At 51.1% G+C, this 17591-nt stretch carries 6 protein-coding genes; 2 read left to right on the forward strand and 4 right to left on the reverse strand.

What is annotated here, in order from left to right:
- Positions 1 to 474: 474 nt before the first annotated feature.
- The 4 genes from AC6I7T_RS04025 to AC6I7T_RS04040 form a co-directional block, all read right to left on the reverse strand.
- Positions 475 to 2280, reverse strand: a complete 1806-nt coding sequence (locus AC6I7T_RS04025) for an MFS transporter (protein WP_497792021.1) — start codon at positions 2278 to 2280, stop codon at positions 475 to 477.
- Positions 2281 to 2702: 422 nt separating this feature from the next.
- The gene (locus AC6I7T_RS04030; protein ID WP_497792022.1) at positions 2703 to 3719 is read right to left on the reverse strand and encodes a dihydroorotate dehydrogenase-like protein; all 1017 of its coding nucleotides are present in this window, start codon (positions 3717 to 3719) and stop codon (positions 2703 to 2705) included.
- Positions 3720 to 7352 (reverse strand): pyruvate:ferredoxin (flavodoxin) oxidoreductase, encoded by a 3633-nt coding sequence (nifJ, locus tag AC6I7T_RS04035; protein ID WP_497792023.1) that lies wholly within the window; start codon positions 7350 to 7352, stop codon positions 3720 to 3722.
- Positions 7353 to 8155: 803 nt separating this feature from the next.
- Positions 8156 to 9487, reverse strand: coding sequence for a glycoside hydrolase family 88/105 protein (locus AC6I7T_RS04040; protein WP_497792024.1), 1332 nt, complete (start codon positions 9485 to 9487; stop codon positions 8156 to 8158).
- Between the two features lie 997 nt (positions 9488 to 10484).
- Between AC6I7T_RS04040 and AC6I7T_RS04045 the strand changes: the two genes are divergently transcribed.
- Together AC6I7T_RS04045 and AC6I7T_RS04050 are read left to right on the forward strand one after the other, a co-directional pair.
- Positions 10485 to 13889, forward strand: coding sequence for an outer membrane beta-barrel protein (locus AC6I7T_RS04045; protein ID WP_497792025.1), 3405 nt, complete (start codon positions 10485 to 10487; stop codon positions 13887 to 13889).
- Between the two features lie 174 nt (positions 13890 to 14063).
- Entirely contained in the window at positions 14064 to 17402 is a 3339-nt protein-coding gene (locus tag AC6I7T_RS04050; RefSeq protein ID WP_497792026.1) for a family 78 glycoside hydrolase catalytic domain, read from the forward strand.
- Positions 17403 to 17591: the final 189 nt, after the last annotated feature.

The following is a 17591-nucleotide window of genomic DNA, read 5'->3' on the forward strand; positions in this document are numbered from 1 at the left end:
CCATGAGTAGGGAGGCTAACACAAATCGATGTTAACCATATGGGCTCGGCGTTATCGCAGTAAATACGCAAGAGGGACTCTACGAGTATCACGATGGTGGCTGCCCCGGTACGGTTGCAAACGCAGTCCATCGTGCGAATGGATACGACTGGGCTATGGTCCTAAATACACGCTCCAAACATGCCTCCGAGATGGTTAGGAATGGGTCTCGAACCTCATATTTCGCAAAGCACAAACCTCTAGCAGGCAAAGCGTGTTGCAAAGCAATCGGGTAGGAGGCGGGATCAATCCCGCCGTCCTCCCACACCACACCTCGCGGTGGACACCCTTGCCGTTCAGCTAACACTTCCCCTTGCCGGGTGTGTAGAGGTCTTTCACCTCCTAGCACTAGCGAGTGCGCCCTGCCGGGCGCACTAAAAAAAAAGACGGCGGAGACATTTAAATTCTCCGCCGTCTTTTTTTGCCTAACTGATTCTAGGAAACTGCAGCGCGCTCTTTCTTTCCACCCTCGAAGTACTCTTCAATCTCCTCCAGAGTCCGGCCCTTGGTTTCAGGCAGGAATAATATAGCTGTCAGGAAATACACAACGGTGCATCCCCCAAAGAGAAAGAACATTGTCGAATACCCATGCTTGCCAACCATAGGCAGAAAGACAGCCGCAATGGCCGTTGAGACAGCCTGATTCAGCAGCAGAGCGATACTCATGCCATTCGAACGGATTCTGGTGGGCATTAACTCCGAGAGTGCCAACCATACACAGACGCCGGGCCCCACGGCATAGAAGGCCATGAAGAGATAGAGTGTAATCGCAACGATCCAGCCATTGGTCTGATTGGGAACGGGAGCAATTAGAGCACTCTCGATTTTCAATGGAGCTGTGCGTGCAGCTTGAAGATCTCCCAAGGGATTCGAGCCGGGAGAGAAAATCGCTTCAACCTTACTACCGGGCAGGTGCCTCGTTAGTTCAAGAGGCTTCACCGCGGAATCGTTTGTACGGACCACGTTTGAGGCTGAATGGAAATCTCCGTAAGAGTAGATAACCACCAGCGATTCCGGCTTGCCAATGATTGCCTTCCCTGCTTCTCCTGCATTCGACAGCAACTGGTCCGCAGTCTTTTGATCAAAGGAAAGCGTTAACGTCTGGTCAGAACTCACCATGCGTTGCACAGCATCCTTTACATCTACCTGTTGCTTTTCGGTCTTGAGGAAGAGTACGCCTGTGCATATCACCGAAAGGATGACACCGCCCGTACCTAAGGACAAGAGGAACTTACGCCCCTTCCTATCCACGAGCATCACACCAATCATCGTGGCCAGGAAATTCACCACGCTGAAAAAGAGATTGCCCCAGTGCGCCTGGACATCCGACAATCCGCCTTGAAGAAGAACCGTCGTGTTATAGCCGATGATCGAGTTAATTCCCGTAAGCTGGTTGAAAGCAAGAATGACGCAAGCAAGCACAAACGGGATAACATACTTTCGTTTGAGAAGAGATTCCTTTACTAGCTCTCCAACCGATGCCTTTGATTTCTCCGCTAGCGAAGCCTCTTCCATTTCTTTCAGTTCGACTGCGGCCTGCTCATCGGAGCGCGAGCGCAGCAAGGCAGCGAGAGTCGCTTCCTTCTTTCCTTGACGAAAGAGCCAGCGGGGAGACTCGGCAACAAAAAAGCTCCCTAGCACAAACAAAATACCGGGTGGCAGAGAAAACCAGAAGATACTGCGCCAGGCATGATCTTTAAAGGCAAAGAGCAATGCAGCATCTCCCAGCTTCGCCACGGCATCGACGCGATAGCTGAAATATGTGGCAATGCCACCGGCAACGACAAAGCCGAAGGTCAAGAGCCATTGAAAAACTCCTGTACCTTTGCCACGATTGGACGAGTCCAAACATTCCGCCAGATATAACGGAACGACCACACCGATCAGGCCAGCACTCGTTCCCTGGAGCAAGCGCCCGAAAACCAGCATTCCATATCCGTGAGAAAGAGCAATAACCGGAATGCTCGATACGAACATTGCCCCGCTAAGAATCATTAACCAGCGGCGCCCCATCCAATCCGCAAGCAGACCGGCAAACAATGTTGAGATAACACTGCCTAGCAGAACGGCCGCCACAATGAACGATAGCTGATTGGGATCCAGATGCGATGTTGCTTCCAGATAAGGAAGAGCCCCGGAAACAATGCCTACGTCTATTCCGTAAAGCAAGCCGCCTAATCCCGCGACAATCAGTAACAAGCGGTTGTAGCCAACCTTGGCGTTAATAGCAACCTCGCTCATAATCCTCGTACCTTTTCTAGAGCATCCGCGTCTTTAGTATGGCCCGATCAGAATCAGCGATATATGGCCATGCTCCGATAGCGATAGCCACACCAGCATCCGTTCCAGGCCTACACCCAAACTCCAAATGCTCTATTTCTGTGTTCTAGCTACCCTACACGATTCAGCTCTGCAGAGAAAACTTAACTCCATTGCCTCTGAAGGATTTCGGTGAATACAAATTCCGCAGAAAATGGATGCCCTATTGTAATGTCCCGGAGGCTGTCCTTAAGCAATAATAATCATATTTTTGAGCATATCTATCCGATTCAATCAATAGCAGACGACGGTGGCTTCCCGGACAGGAGATCTGGTCTAAGAAAAAGAAAAGCCCCAAATCTCATGAGGAGATCTGGGGCTTTCCAACGTTAGCCTGTCGTGAGCTACTGAATCGCCTGCGGTTTCTGCATGCTGTAGGAGCTCAACGTCTTGATGTAGTTTCCGCGTTCGAATGGTGAGGTGTCCGGAACGGCACGACGGCTCAAGCTGCCGTGCATCTGCCTGATCGATTCGTACTCATGTTCGATCATCCAGCGAACAACACCATCGCGAAGCGCAACCAGATGCTCGATGCCATACAGATGCAGTGAAGAGGTGGTCATGGCAACCTGTGCACCAGCCATAATGCTCTTCAGAACATCCTCCGGAGTATGGACGCCACCGGTAATGGCAATGTCCGCACGGGTCTGGCTATAAAGAATCGCCGCCCAGTGAAGTCTCAGGAGCAATTCCTCCGAAGTGGAGAAATGCAAGCTGGGCTTCACTTCCAGTGAATTGATATCGAAATCCGGTTGATAAAAACGGTTGAAGAGCACAATACCGTTTGCTCCCGCCTCACTCAGCCGAGCCACCAGATTGGGCAGACTGCTGAAGTACGGAGACAACTTTACGGCAATCGGAATAGAGATGCTCTTGCGGATGCTGCTGAGCAGATCAACCATTTGCTGCTCAACTTCAGCAGACGGAATGCGAGGATCTGTCACCAGTGCATAGGTATTCAGTTCGAGGCCATCAGCTCCGGCCTCTTCGATGTCCTTAGCAAACCTGACCCAGCCTCCACTAGTCGCACCGTTTAAGCTGGCGAGAACAGGGATAGAGACAGCAGCCTTTGCCTTACGGAGATGCTCCAGATATGTATCGTGCCCCTGGCGGTAGTCCGTAAACTTCGGAAGGAAGTCTAGTGATTCCGGGAAGGAATCTGTCCCGCGCGACAGGTCGCTGTCCAGCGCCTTCGCTTCGAGGATTAACTGCTCCTCGAAGAGAGACGCCAGGACAACGGCCGAAGCACCACAGTCTTCCATCCGACGGATGTTGGAAATCGAATCAGAAAGCGGCGTCGAAGAAACGACGATCGGATTCTTCAGCTTCAACCCCAAATATTCCGTCGAAAGATCAATCATTTATTTCTCTCCCCCTTTATCTGCGCCAGCACCAACGGTCGCCGGCTTCTCCTTTGGAGCGATATCAGGAGTTTCACCACGGCCCGGCATTGCAGCGCGACTGGAGTATACCCGCCACTGGCGTTCAACGTCGTCCTGTGCATCACGCGCCAGGGCCTTTGCCAGTTCAGGATTACTCCGCGTAAGCATCGTATAACGAGCTTCGCGGGAAGTGTACTCCTTCAGCGGAATTGCTGGAGCCTTGGAATCGAGTTGGAACGGATTCTTTCCGGACTCACGCAGCACCGGGTTGTAGCGCATCAGTGGCCAGTAACCAGACTGGACGGCCAGCTTCTGCTGTTCTAGTCCATGGGTCAGATCATATCCGTGAGCAATGCAGTGCGCATAGGCGATGATCAGCGATGGACCGTCATAAGCTTCCGCTTCCTGGAAGGCCTTGATGGTGTGAGTATCATTGGCGCCGAGCGCAACCTTGGCAACGTAGACCGAACCATAGCTGACTGCTTCCATGGCCAGATCCTTCTTGCTGGTAGATTTGCCGCTGGCGGAGAACTTAGCTACTGCACCGCGAGGTGTCGACTTCGACATCTGACCACCGGTGTTGGAGTAGACCTCAGTATCGAGAACGAGGATATTAACGTTCTTGCCCGAACCGAGAACCTGATCCAATCCACCGAAACCGATGTCATAAGCCCAGCCGTCACCACCCAGGATCCAGACGCTCTTGCGGACTAACTTGTCGGCAATTGCATCCAGCAGGCGGGCGTCCGACTTCTGGATCGTAGCAAGCTTCTTGCGGAGTTCGACTACACGGGCACGCTGTGCATTGATCTCGGCTTCCGTCGACTGAGGAACGTCGATCATCTGCGAAACCAGCGACTCGCCAACTTCAGGAGCCAGACGGATCAACAGATCTTCTGCAAATTTCTTCTGCTGATCGACTGCGGCGCGCATACCAAAACCGAACTCGGCGTTATCTTCGAACAGAGAGTTCGACCAGCTCGGGCCACGGCCATCCTTGTTGACGGTGTATGGGGTAGTTGGCAGGTTGCCACCATAGATCGAAGAGCAACCAGTTGCGTTGGCGATCAACAAGCGGTCACCAAAGAGCTGAGTGAGCATCTTGACATACGGAGTCTCACCGCAACCAGCGCAAGCACCGGAGAACTCGAAGAGAGGCTGCAGAAGCTGTACGTCCTTGACCTGCGTGTGCGAGATCTTTTCACGATCGACCTCAGGCAACGACAGGAAGAAGTTCCAGTTCTCGCGTTCTCTTTCGCGGATCGGGGCCTGAAGTTCCATATTGATTGCCTTGCGCTTTGCTTCGCTCTTGTCCTTTACAGGGCAGACCTCGACGCAGAGGCTGCAACCGGTGCAATCTTCCGGAGCAATCTGCAGTGTGTAGTTCTGGCTTTCCAGACCACGCCACTTCGGCTTCGCGGTCTTGAAGCTGGCAGGAGCACCAGCGGCCAGGGATGGATCGAAGATCTTTGCGCGGATAACTCCGTGCGGACAGACTACCGAGCACTTACCACACTGGATGCAAAGATTCTCATCCCACACAGGAATGAACTGAGCGATGTTGCGCTTCTCCCACTGCGCAGTGGCAGTCGGGAAGGTACCGCCAGCCGGGAATGCACTGACAGGCAGTTCATCGCCGAAACCGCTAGCAATCTTTCCAAGTACATTGCGGACGAAATCAGGTGCCTGATCAGGAATTGCGGGCAGGATGTCGAAGGAGGCATTGACCTCTGCAGGAACATTGACTTTGTGCAGATGAGCCAGAGCCGCGTCGACAGCAGCGTAGTTCATCTGAACAATAGCATCGCCGCGCTTGCCATAGGTCTTCTTGATGTACTTCTTAATCTGCTCGATCGCTTCTTCACGGGGCAGGATGCCGCTGATGGCAAAGAAGCAGGTCTGCATAATGGTGTTGATGCGATTGCCCATTCCGGCATCGCGAGCAACGGTATATCCATCGATGACGTAGAACTGCAGCTTCTTGCGGAGGATGTCCTGCTGAGCCTTAAGAGGCAGATGGCTCCAGATCTCGTCGGCACTGTAAGGAGTATTCAGAAGGAATACGGCTCCCGGTGCTGCCGGAGCAAGAACATCAACGCGCTCCATAAAGCTGAACTGGTGGCAAGCAACAAAGTTTGCCTTTGTGATCAGATAAGTCGAACGGATCGGCTTAGGTCCAAAGCGCAAGTGCGAGGTCGTAACCGAACCGGACTTCTTCGAGTCATACACGAAGTAGCCCTGAGCATAGTTCGGAGTATTCGATCCGATAATCTTGATCGAGTTCTTGTTGGCACCAACAGTACCGTCAGAACCCAAGCCAAAGAACAGTGCGCGGACGGTCTTCGGATCTTCCGTCGAAAAGTCGGGATCGTAGCTCAAGCTGGTGTGCGTAACGTCGTCTTCGATACCGATGGTGAAGTGATTCTTCGGTTGCGGCTTTGCCAGCTCATCGAGAATGCCCTTGATCATTGCCGGAGTAAATTCCTTCGAGGACAGGCCATAACGTCCGCCAACGATCTTTGGCATCTTGGCAAACTGGGTCTTTCCATCGGCAAAGGCTTCTGCAAAGGTGGTAATAACGTCTTGGTAAAGAGGCTCACCGGCGCTGCCAGGCTCCTTCGTACGATCCAGAACAGCGATGCTCTTGACCGAAGCCGGAATTGCCGAGATGAAGGCATCCGCAGCAAACGGACGATACAAGCGAACCTTCAGGATGCCAACCTTCTCACCCTGGGCAATCAGATGTTCAACGGCTTCTTCCGCTGCACCCACACCGGAACCCATCAGAATGATGATCCGCTCAGCATCGGGTGCACCGACATATTCGTAGAGCTTGTAGCTGCGGCCAGTCAGCTTGGCAACGCGATCCATCACCGACTGAACGATGCCGGGGCACTTCTCATAGAAAGGATTGCAAGCTTCACGTGCTTGGAAGTACACGTCGGGGTTCTGAGCTGTTCCGCGCAGGATCGGACGATCCGGGCTCAGAGCGTTCATGCGGAAATCGGAGATGTACTTGTCATCCAGTACCGCGCGGATGGTCTCATCGTCGATTGGATGAATCTTGTTGACTTCGTGAGAGGTACGGAATCCATCAAAGAAGTGCAAAAACGGAACTCGCGACTCGAGAGTCGCGATGTGTGAAACCAGGGCCATATCTGCTGCTTCCTGTACTGAATTGGAAGCTAACATCGCCCAACCTGTTCCACGGCAACCCATAATGTCACTGTGATCACCAAAGATAGACAGTGCGTGTGTCGCTATGGCACGGGCTGTAACATGCATGACCGTTGGCGTAAGTTCACCCGCGATCTTGTACATGTTGGGGATCATTAACAAGAGACCTTGAGATGCTGTGAATGTGGTTCCGAAGGCACCTGCCTGAAGGGCTCCGTGCAATGCACCGGAAGCACCGCCTTCACTCTGGAGCTCATCAATAATGGGGGTTCCGCCCCAGATATTCTTCTTACCTTCTGCTTTCCACTGATCACACCACTCGGCCATGGGAGAAGATGGTGTAATTGGATAAATGGCGACAACTTCGGCAAGCCGATACGCTACTGATGCTGCGGCTTCATTGCCATCTAAGATAACTGTGGCTTTTTCGCTCATGCGTTTCCCTTCTTCCCAGCCGACCCGTATTGTCAATTTCGTTACGGTCGCGGCGTGCGCGTGCAAGTACGATTGGGACTAGAAAGAGTGTGCTTGCCGCTTGACCCACGCGCTGTGACGGTAGACACATGGCATAGAAGAAGTCCAACCAGAGTCTCGAGATGTGAATAGATGGTCCATAAAGTGGTCATCTTCCAACCCATCAGCATCAGCCTTCAAAGAGCCTGCGCAAGCGCCTAAATCTCAAAAGTTTAGGTAAGGAAATGCTCGGCAGGAAAAGGCAAAAAGCCCCTACCGGAAACCGGGTCTAAAGCATCTTTCACAAAGTCCATGAATGCTGTGGACACAGTCATATACACGCCCGCTTCTCTGGCCGCTGTGCAAACTTCTATATGGTTACCCCTCCAAAACTCTGAGCAAGCCCCATTCGCCACTCATTCCCGCCCCGAATTAGTGACAAGAAACACATTTATATATACAGATCAAACATTGAAGTGAAGCGGGCACCCGCGTCATAGGACAGGGTCAAAGGCTTTCTTTCCAACAGCTCAGATCTGGCTTCCCTCGTTGTAGCCAGATACACATGGAAAGTGCACGAATACTGCACAGCTAGTTCCCGGCGCGGGAGGTGAGTTTGGCTCGATCAACTCCGTTCGCCCCGCCAGCCCAAATGGTTAAGAATGAGGAAAAATCCGGAAAGTGGGCTGACAGGAGCGACCCGATAGGCCTGCCCCCCAAGAAATGCCTGCCGCATGCGGTTGAAGTATTCTTCGCGGATGCCCCTGCAGCCAGTTCCGCGGCAATCATCTTTTCAATCCTTCAAGTTGGGGTCTCTCAACAATGGCGGTGACCCATAGAAATCCTGCGACAGCTTCTTTGGCGTTAATAGATTTCCGATAGTTGATGTAATGTGCGTAATCCGGTTGAACCCCTACCCCATCGCAAGCGCTATAGATATCGAGAAGCCCTCTATCATTAATTCTTGCATTCGCAATAATCCCTCGATATCCCTTCTGCACAACGGGTTGGTATTCGCTTTTCTTGAGCAGACCGAGTTCAACCCCTTTAGCAATGGCGTAGGTAAACATCGCGCTACCTGAAGTATCAGTCCAATTATCCGGGCGCTCGCCCTTATCTACGACCTGAAACCAACGACCGCTCTTGGGATCTTGCGTGTGCTTGAGCCCGGAGGCCAAACGCATGAAGATGTCTTCCATTTCGGCGCGACGAGGGTGATTCTTGGGCAGATCGGCGAGGGCCTCAGCCAAAACAAGAGCGTACCAGCCCAAACCTTCACTCCAGACTTCAGGCGAAAGGCCAGTCTTTGGATCGGCCCATTGTGGAATCTTGCCCGAGTGTCCTGGTTCAAATATGCCGTGCAAATATAGTCCTTGTTTTCCATGCCCGGCGCGCTTGGCATAGACAGAGAGCTGCTTTGTCACTTCATCCCAACAATACTGACTATCTCCGATAGATTTTCCGTAACGCATCAGAAACATCTGCCCCATGAAGATGCCGTCAATCCACATCTGACCATTCATCTTCCGGCTATGCCAGAATCCTCCATCGTTATTGCGTGGATAGTCGTCAAAAGCTTCCCGGATCTTGCCTGCAGCTTTTTTATAACGCTCATCTCTTGTGCGCTCGTAAAGCATCACCAGAGTATTGCCGGTCATCATGTTATCCAGATTGTCAAAAGACGGCTGCTGCATTACGCCCTTTGCATTAAGAACTCCCCGGAAGTTTCCAGACTCATCCACAAACTGATCGATGTACCGTTTTGTGTAGTCAAAATACCGACGATCCCCTGTCTCCCGATACAGCAGTTCAAAGCCATAAAGTTCATACCCGTTCACATAAGTCCATGCATTGAAATAGGCCTTCGAATAATCAGGCCAGCGAACCATGACCGTATCTGCAGCAGCAACGGACCAGAACCTTGGAGCCTTGCCAGGCACATAATCAAGGTGAGCATTTGGCTCTGCAGTTGCCGCGGCATCTGGAACCGCTGCATCCTTTGGACTTGAAGTTTTGGTACTCACAGAGGTTTGAGCATTCAGTACGCCCCAAGGAAGTGGAAGAAAACACATAATTACCAGAACTCGAATTGCAGGAATAACTCTTCTTTGAACCACTGATTTCTTACACATGCGTGCCGCCTTACAAAGCTATTCCGCCGCCATGCGGATGATAAAGGAAGAAGCCTACACGTAGATCTTTGCTTGATCAATCTTCATAGTCCTCATAAACAGAACTAGCCGTAAGAACTGGCTACCTGAAATCCCTGAGAGAGACCACGCCGGAAAGCTCCATGCTTTGAAAATTTCCGAACAAAGTTGTCCGTCCGAACAGACTTCCTCTTGCCCTTTCCTTGGGAAAGCTCTCGATTTTCATCTTGGACTGCCCACTCCACCGCACAAAGGGAAGCACCAATCTGGTAGGACAACTGATATCGAGCTCGATAACTAGACTGAACCTTGTGCAAATTCGCTCCGTCACCTAGATCGAATAAGATTCCTCATTCGAACTATAGATATCGTTCTCACAATAGGAAGGCGTATTCGGGCCAAGTTGAAGCGCAGGCATCTGGATCTCTGGAAGTATATCCTGGTTGTTTATTGCATTCGGTGGTAGCACCAATCTGTGCTCTACATCGATATTACTTGAACCAGATTCGCCTCCCTCTATTCGTAAAGTTATCTTTTGAAAATATTTCTTGACAACAAGATTTCAAGCCGGGAATAATCCCATCCGTTGTGGGATCGTTATCAACAAAACTATTCCGATAGAGAAATCAAATAAGGAGTTCGATTCTTCACAATGCCACTGAATGCCGCATTTACAAACCGTGGCTTTGATTATGCAAAGAGGAGAACCCTCAAACATTTCCGCATAGATGTGGACTCGACAACGATACAGAAGTGCAGCGCCCCCCGGAGGAAAGCTGGGTAAGCTTCTGTACCTGCAGCAATACACGCTTATGGCAATGCATCTGATTTTGCTGATCGAGCCATAAAAAACAGAAAACGTTCCAAACCGCTGCTCATTCACAGGGCCACGCAACGACATTCTTGTCTCAACAGGACAACGTTGTCACAGATCCATCTATTCACAAGGGAGGGATTTTCGAATATGAAAATCACAGGACTTGTACGACATTATTTCCTGATGGCCACCCTATTAGCTCTTGCAAGCATAGGACTGGCGCAGAGTGCCGATACCGGAGCGATCTTCGGAACCATCTCCGATAAAAGTAGTGCAACTCTACCCAACACGAAAGTAGTTATTACCAATGACAGGACCTCTGTCAACAAAATTGTAATCACTAACTCATCCGGATTCTACTCAGTCGAGGCGTTGCAGAGCGGCGACTATTCCGTTTCCTTACAGCGAGAAGGTTTTCAATCCGCTACGGTACAGCACTTGCATCTTGAACCTGGCCAAAGAAGAGAAGTATCGATCCAACTGGCCGTCGGTAGTGTAAATACTTCAGTAACAGTCGAAGCGAGCGCACTTCAGGTCAAAACCGAAACATCTGAGAATTCATCAACCATTGACTCGAAAGAGATCTCAACTCTTTTGGTCAATGGACGTAACTTTGCGTCCTTAGCAACCCTGGTACCAGGAGTTAACAATACAAATGGGAACAATCAGTATCAAGGAGGAGGCCTGACTTCCACCACGACCTTAGCTATCGGAGGCTCAGGAAACGACAACACGACTTATGCCGTCGATGGTGTCTACAATATGAACACCGGGAATTATAACAATCTGAACATCACTCCCTCGATGGACGTGATTTCAGAGTTCTCCGTCCTCAAATCCAATTACAGTGCTCGTTACGGTACAGCCTCTTCCAGCATCATTCTTGTCGATACAAAGAGCGGAACCTCTTCCTACCATGGCACAGCCTGGGACTACCTGCGAAACGACGCGCTCGATGCCAGCAACTATTACAGTCAGGGCAAAAAGAACAAATTGCGCCAGAACATCTATGGATTTAGCCTTGGCGGTCCGTTACAAATCCCTCGTCTCTACAACTGGGATCGGAAAAAGCAGACCTTCTTTTTTGCTTCCGATGAGTGGTGGTCCAAAACAGTGGGGAGTACGCGCACAACGAATGTCCTCACGAAGCAAATGCGCAGCGGGAATCTCTCTGGAAGCCGGGGATTGCCATCCACAGGGCTTAGCCTGACTCCCGAGGGGCAAAGCCTGTTGTCGGCACAGGGAAAAGCGAATTGCATCTCTTCCCCAACGACTTTGAATGCAGCCTGCCTCGATGCCGGAGCACTCGCCATCCTCAATCAGTATCAGCCGACGGAAAATGCTTCGAACAGTAACTTCAACTACATTAACAATGAACCGGATACCTTTTCACAGATCGACCACGATTACCGCATCGATCACAACTTTGGACCGAAGCATACATTGACCGGAAGAATGATGTATGAGGAGGCTAACGACTTCTCCTCTGCTTCGACCTGGGGCGGCGGCAGCGTTCCTAACATTACAACGTCTATTTACACTTCGGGGCTGAATGCATTGCTTCGCCTCACCTCGGCTTTTACGCCCAATGTCGTAAACACAGTATCGATTGCGGAAACCTACGATAAGCCGCGGCTTCATAGCAGTAAAGCCGCTCTTCCCGGTGATGTAAACATCTCCTATTACTACCCAACCGCAAATCCAACGCGGCAAATACCAAACATCTATATCTCCAGCTACGACACGATGGGAGGGGGAGTACTCCCCATCAATGCCAGCGATGGAGAAGGAATCATTAACGATGACATCAGTGTGATTCGTGGAAGACACACGCTGCAGGCCGGTGGATTTTACATCTTTGGAATCAAGAACCAGATCACGGGCAATACTCCATGGGGGTCTTTGAGCTTCGACGGGACTTATACCGGTAGCGGAGCAGCCGACTACTTGTTGGGATTACATCATGGCTACAGCCAGGACAGTGCCAAGCCCCACTTCTCAGCCCACTATCGTTCAACCGAGTTCTATATACAGGATGACTGGAAGGCTACCTCCCGTTTAGCCATCAACGCAGGAATCAGATTCTTCTACTTCTCTTCTGATTGGCTCACCGGACCTGACCGGCTAACCTCCAACTTCGATATCTCTCGATATAACTCCGCAGCGGCTCCAGTCGTTTTGCCTGACGGGAGCTTTAGGACAAATGCAGCAGGAAATCCGGTAACAGCTTCCGGCACTCTGGCAAATCTCCAGAACGGATTGGTATTTAACACCAGCCCGGGAATACCCAGGGGGTTCTACAACAGCACACCTCCTTACGCGGCACCCCGTATTGGTTTCGCTTATGCCCTCACGAGCGACGGTCGCACTTCGTTGCACGGAGGCTATGGCATAGGCTATACACGCGTTCCTTTCCGCATCACAGATGCCTTTGGTTCCAACCCTCCAGGAGTACAGAACACTTCCTTCGTGTCGGGAACTCTTGAAAATCCGACAGCAGGAACACAACAGATCGATATACCACGCCCACAGGGGCTAAGCCTCGTTAATACAGATTTCAAACCGTCTCAGATTCAAAGTTTCAGCCTGATTGTGGAACGGGAGGTCATCCCCAATGGCATCTTTCAGGTCGGATATGCAGGCTCCCTCGGACGCTCTCTGCGCGTCGGTATTGATGCCAATCAACCTGCACCGACAACGACTCCCTACTCGACAAGTTGCCTGAAGACAGGACAAGCACTATCTTCGCGCTACGATTTCGATCCTTGCCTGAATACCGGAACCATCTCAACCGATTACGTAAGACCTTATACGGGATATAGAGATATGGGCGCGTGGGCTTATACAGGGAGTTCGAACTACAATTCTCTCCAATCTCAATTCCGGCTACGAAAGGGGAACCTGCAGACAACTCTGAACTATACCTACAGCAAGGCAATGGGGAACGCCACCAACCACGGCTTCGACTTTCGCACTTCCTATAGCGACACACAAAACAGCTACAACATACCGGCAGAATATGGCACATTGAACTTTGACAGGACTCACATTTTCACGGGCAATGTTATCTATACGCTGCCATTCTTCGCCCACAGTTCAAGCCGCCTCGCGAGCAGCATTTTGGGTGGATGGTCTGTTTCCGGTATCGCACTTTCACAGAGCGGTTTTGCACTCACACCTGGTTTGGCATCTCCCAATACCGGCTTAGCTAGCAGGCCCAATATGGTTGGCCCCCTCCATATCAGCAATGATCGCAATCACCGTTTCAATGCGGATGCCTTTCAGGTCCCGGTATATGGATTCTTCGGGAATGCACGTTCTGGTTCCATCCGTGGACCGAGAGAGGTTGCATTCAACACCGCACTGTACAAAACCTTCTCCTTTACGGAAAGAATGAACTTCCAGTTTCGAGCGGAAGCCTTCAATATAGCGAATCATCCAAGCTTCACGAATGTGAATACGGGAATTGGCCCAAATGAACCCAATCCCGGATTAGTGAATTCGCCCCGCGATCCCCGCATCCTCGAACTGGTAGGAAGATTCACCTTCTAGAAATTATTAATCTGCCGCAGCCAAGCCACGCCAAGGGGCTGCGGCATTTTCATACACTACTCAGCCATATAGCACAGTGCGTGAAATAATGATTCCGCTTTCAGAGCGGGAATGTAGTTCGTCTCAAAAAACCGGCAGGAGATTCGTCGGGGTACTTTCTGGAGATTCGTTCGAATGAAAAGAAACTCAATTCTCGGTCAACAAATACTATGGTCGTGTATCGCAATCGTTATGGCTATTCAATCACCTACGACACTCAATGCCGCACAAACTGCCTTGTCCAAGCCGATAGCACTACAGTGCAACTCTCTCACCACGCCTCTTGGAATTGACGAAGAGCACCCTGCCCTCTCCTGGAAGTTGCAAGACAACAGAATTGGGGCCCGGCAGATCGCGTATCAAATACTCGTCGCCAGCAAACCCAGTCTTGTCAAAGCTGGTATGGCAGACGTATGGGACAGTGGACGAATCGAATCCAATCGTTCGGTCCATGTCCCATACAACGGCCCGGCCATCAGCGCGGAGAAACGCTACTATTGGGCAGTACAGCTCTGGGACAAGGACGGACAACCCTATCCCCTAAGCGACACCAGCTGGTGGGAAACAGGACTGCTGACAACAAAGAACTGGCGGGGCAAGTGGATCGGTTACGAAGATGTGGAACATAGCGCCCTAAGAGCAGCCGAGGCTAGCTGGATTACCAATCCCGTCATCCCCGATTACAAAGCAGAAGGTAATACCAGACACGATTTTCGCCTGGGATTCGAACTTCCTAAAGAACTCAAAAGAGCAACTCTCTATGTGACAGGACAAGATACCGCAGCAGCATGGATAAACGGGAAGCAGGTGCTTGAAGCAAAGCCTCTTCCTCCGTGGGGGCGCCATCCTTGGAAAACCTATACGAAGAAGGATGTGACTACCGAGTTGCATGCGGGGAAAAACCTGCTTGCTGTTGAAGTCACCCTTTATGGGAAACACAACACCAGCCAGGCGCCGATGAACTCAATCCTGTATATCGAACTGATGGACGGAAGCCAAAAGGTTCTAAAAACAGGAATGCCGGAATGGAGAACAGCCTTCAATACTTCCGGCAACTGGAACGCCCCTGAATATGACGATTCATCGTGGGCTGCAGCTGTCCCCTATGCATCACAGAAGGATGCTTTCGGTGCAGCAGACCAGATGGGCAATCCTCTTCCTACGGATCCAGTGATAGCCTTGCGCCACAACTTCCAGATCTCGAAGCCGATCGCCAGCGCAAGACTTTACGCAACCGCATTAGGGATATATAGATTCAGCCTGAATGGCCATACGGTGGGAGATCAGGTCCTGTCTCCCGGCTGGACGGACTATCGCCAGCGCGTAACTTACCAGACATACGATGTAACACCCTTATTGAAAAGTGGCACCAATGCCATTGGCGCATATCTGGCTCCAGGCTGGTATTCCACACCTCTGGAGTGGGTTGGCCAGGGCAATAATTATGGCAACACACCTAATGCCTTGCGTTCGCAATTGCGAATCGAACATACCGACGGCTCTGTAGAGTGGGTCTTGAGTGATGAATCATGGAAGGCAGACCTGGCGCCAATTACCTTTGCAGAGATCTACGACGGAGAAACTTACGATGCCCGACGACTCCAGCAGGGTTGGGATACGGCATCTTTCTCTGACGCAAAGTGGCACCCGATCACGGTTATACATCCGCAGGAACCGGAGATCATTTGGCAATCCTTTCAACCAATCCGCGCAACTCATGTGCTCCCAGCGAAATCTATCAACCAGCCAAAACCAGGTATTAGCATTTACGACTTCGGACAGGAGATAGCCGGTGTCGTTAAAATTCGCATGCACGGGCAGGCTGGATCACACGTAACCCTTCGGTTCTCGGAAGTCCTCAATCCCGATGGAACACTCTACGTTGAGAACCTCAGAAATGCTAAAGCAACAGATCACTATATTCTGGCAGGCAAGGGAATCGAGGAGTATCAACCGTCCTTTACCTTTCATGGCTTCCGCTATCTTGAGGTCTCCGGACTCTCTACTCCTCCGAACCTAACGGAAGTAAAAGCAATTGCGTTGAATACAGATGCGCCAGTAACCGCTGAGTTAGAGACGGGTAGTTCCATGATCAATCAGCTGTGGAGCAATATTCTCTGGGGGCAACGATCTAACTTCCTTAGCGTACCGACAGATTGCCCACAACGGGATGAACGACTCGGATGGTCTGCCGATGCCCAGGTCTTCTGGCGTGCCGCCAGCTTCAACATGGATCTGGCAGCCTTTTCCCGGAAATACGCGACCGATCTGCGCGGGACTCAAACAGAAACTCCGATGTATGGCATCTACGCTCCAGGAACGGGGAAAGCGAATCCGGGCTATGGTACAGGCTGGAGCGATGCAGGAGTTATTGTTCCCTGGACCTCATGGATACAAAGCGGAGATACCAGCATTCTCGATCAGAACTGGGAGGCAATGGAAAAGTATCTCAGGGCTATACAGGAAGCGAACCCGGACTATCTCTGGAAACATGATTCCGGAATTGCCTTTGGAGATTGGCTCTCCCCTGAAGGAACTACGCCTCAGGATCTCATATCGACAGCATACTGGGCATACGACGTCACGCTCATGAAGCAGATGGCACATGCACTCGGGAAAAATGAAGATGAGCAGAAGTATGCGGATCTCTTCGAGAAGATCAAGATGGCATTCATTCGGAGCTATGTACATCCGAATGGATTAGTGGGTGCAATTCCCTCTTCCACTCGACCTGAAGGAAGCACCCAAGCAAAGCCCAGTACCGAGCCCATCGAAACACAAACAGGATACGTGCTTGCTTTACATATGGGCTTACTCCCGGAAGACTTGCGACCAGTGGCAGCAAAACGCCTCGTCGACAGGATTGCGGCAAACGGGTGGAAGCTGGGCACAGGTTTCCTGGGAACTCCGTACCTCCTGGAGGTATTAACCGATACTGGTCATGCTGACGTTGCCTATCGGCTCTTGCTAAACACCGAATATCCATCTTGGGGATACATGGTTGAGCATGGAGCCACTACCATGTGGGAACGCTGGAATGGAGACCAGATGCGCCATGATCCGGGAATGAACTCCTACAATCACTATGCGTATGGAGCCGTCGCAGAGTGGATCTATCGGTATGCAGCAGGAGTCGATGCTATTGCAACCGATGCTGGCTTTCACACCATCGCCTTACATCCGAACTTTGATTCCCGTTTGGAACATCTGCATTTCGCTTATGAATCTCCCTATGGAAAAGTTAAGTCGGAATGGGCAACAACTGCTGAAACCGTGACCTGGAATATTACAATTCCACCGAACACGCGCGCGCAACTACCATTGATCGCCGCACAGGCCGCGAACACATCGATCAACGGCGAGGCTCTTTCACAGAGTTCGCTGGTGAAGGTAACGGACCATCAGCAGAATCAAGATATCTATGAATTGCAGGCAGGAACTTATGCTTTCAAGATAAAGATGAATCAACAATAGCGTTACTCGGGCACAGAGCGATTTACGTAAAAGTTGCTCTGTGCCTCAGCAGTTAAGAACTGTGTCCGGAACATTTCAGGACACCTAAATAGGCGTTCCAAGGACCAACCTCTTCCCGGTACTGATAGGCCATGATCCTTGAAATCTGATGTAGATGGGTGAGATCGTGAACAGCCCAGGTCGCCAACA

The sequence above is a fragment of the Humiphilus diazotrophicus genome, assembly GCF_059726315.1.

Bases quoted from the DNA above. Each gene is read 5' to 3' on its own strand.
- AC6I7T_RS04025 (WP_497792021.1), bottom strand. From the start codon at position 2,280: ATGAGCGAGGTTGCTATTAACGCCAAGGTTGGCTACAACCGCTTGTTA.
- AC6I7T_RS04030 (WP_497792022.1), bottom strand. From the start codon at position 3,719: ATGATTGATCTTTCGACGGAATATTTGGGGTTGAAGCTGAAGAATCCG.
- nifJ (WP_497792023.1), bottom strand. From the start codon at position 7,352: ATGAGCGAAAAAGCCACAGTTATCTTAGATGGCAATGAAGCCGCAGCA.
- AC6I7T_RS04045 (WP_497792025.1), top strand. From the start codon at position 10,485: ATGAAAATCACAGGACTTGTACGACATTATTTCCTGATGGCCACCCTA.
- AC6I7T_RS04050 (WP_497792026.1), top strand. From the start codon at position 14,064: ATGAAAAGAAACTCAATTCTCGGTCAACAAATACTATGGTCGTGTATC.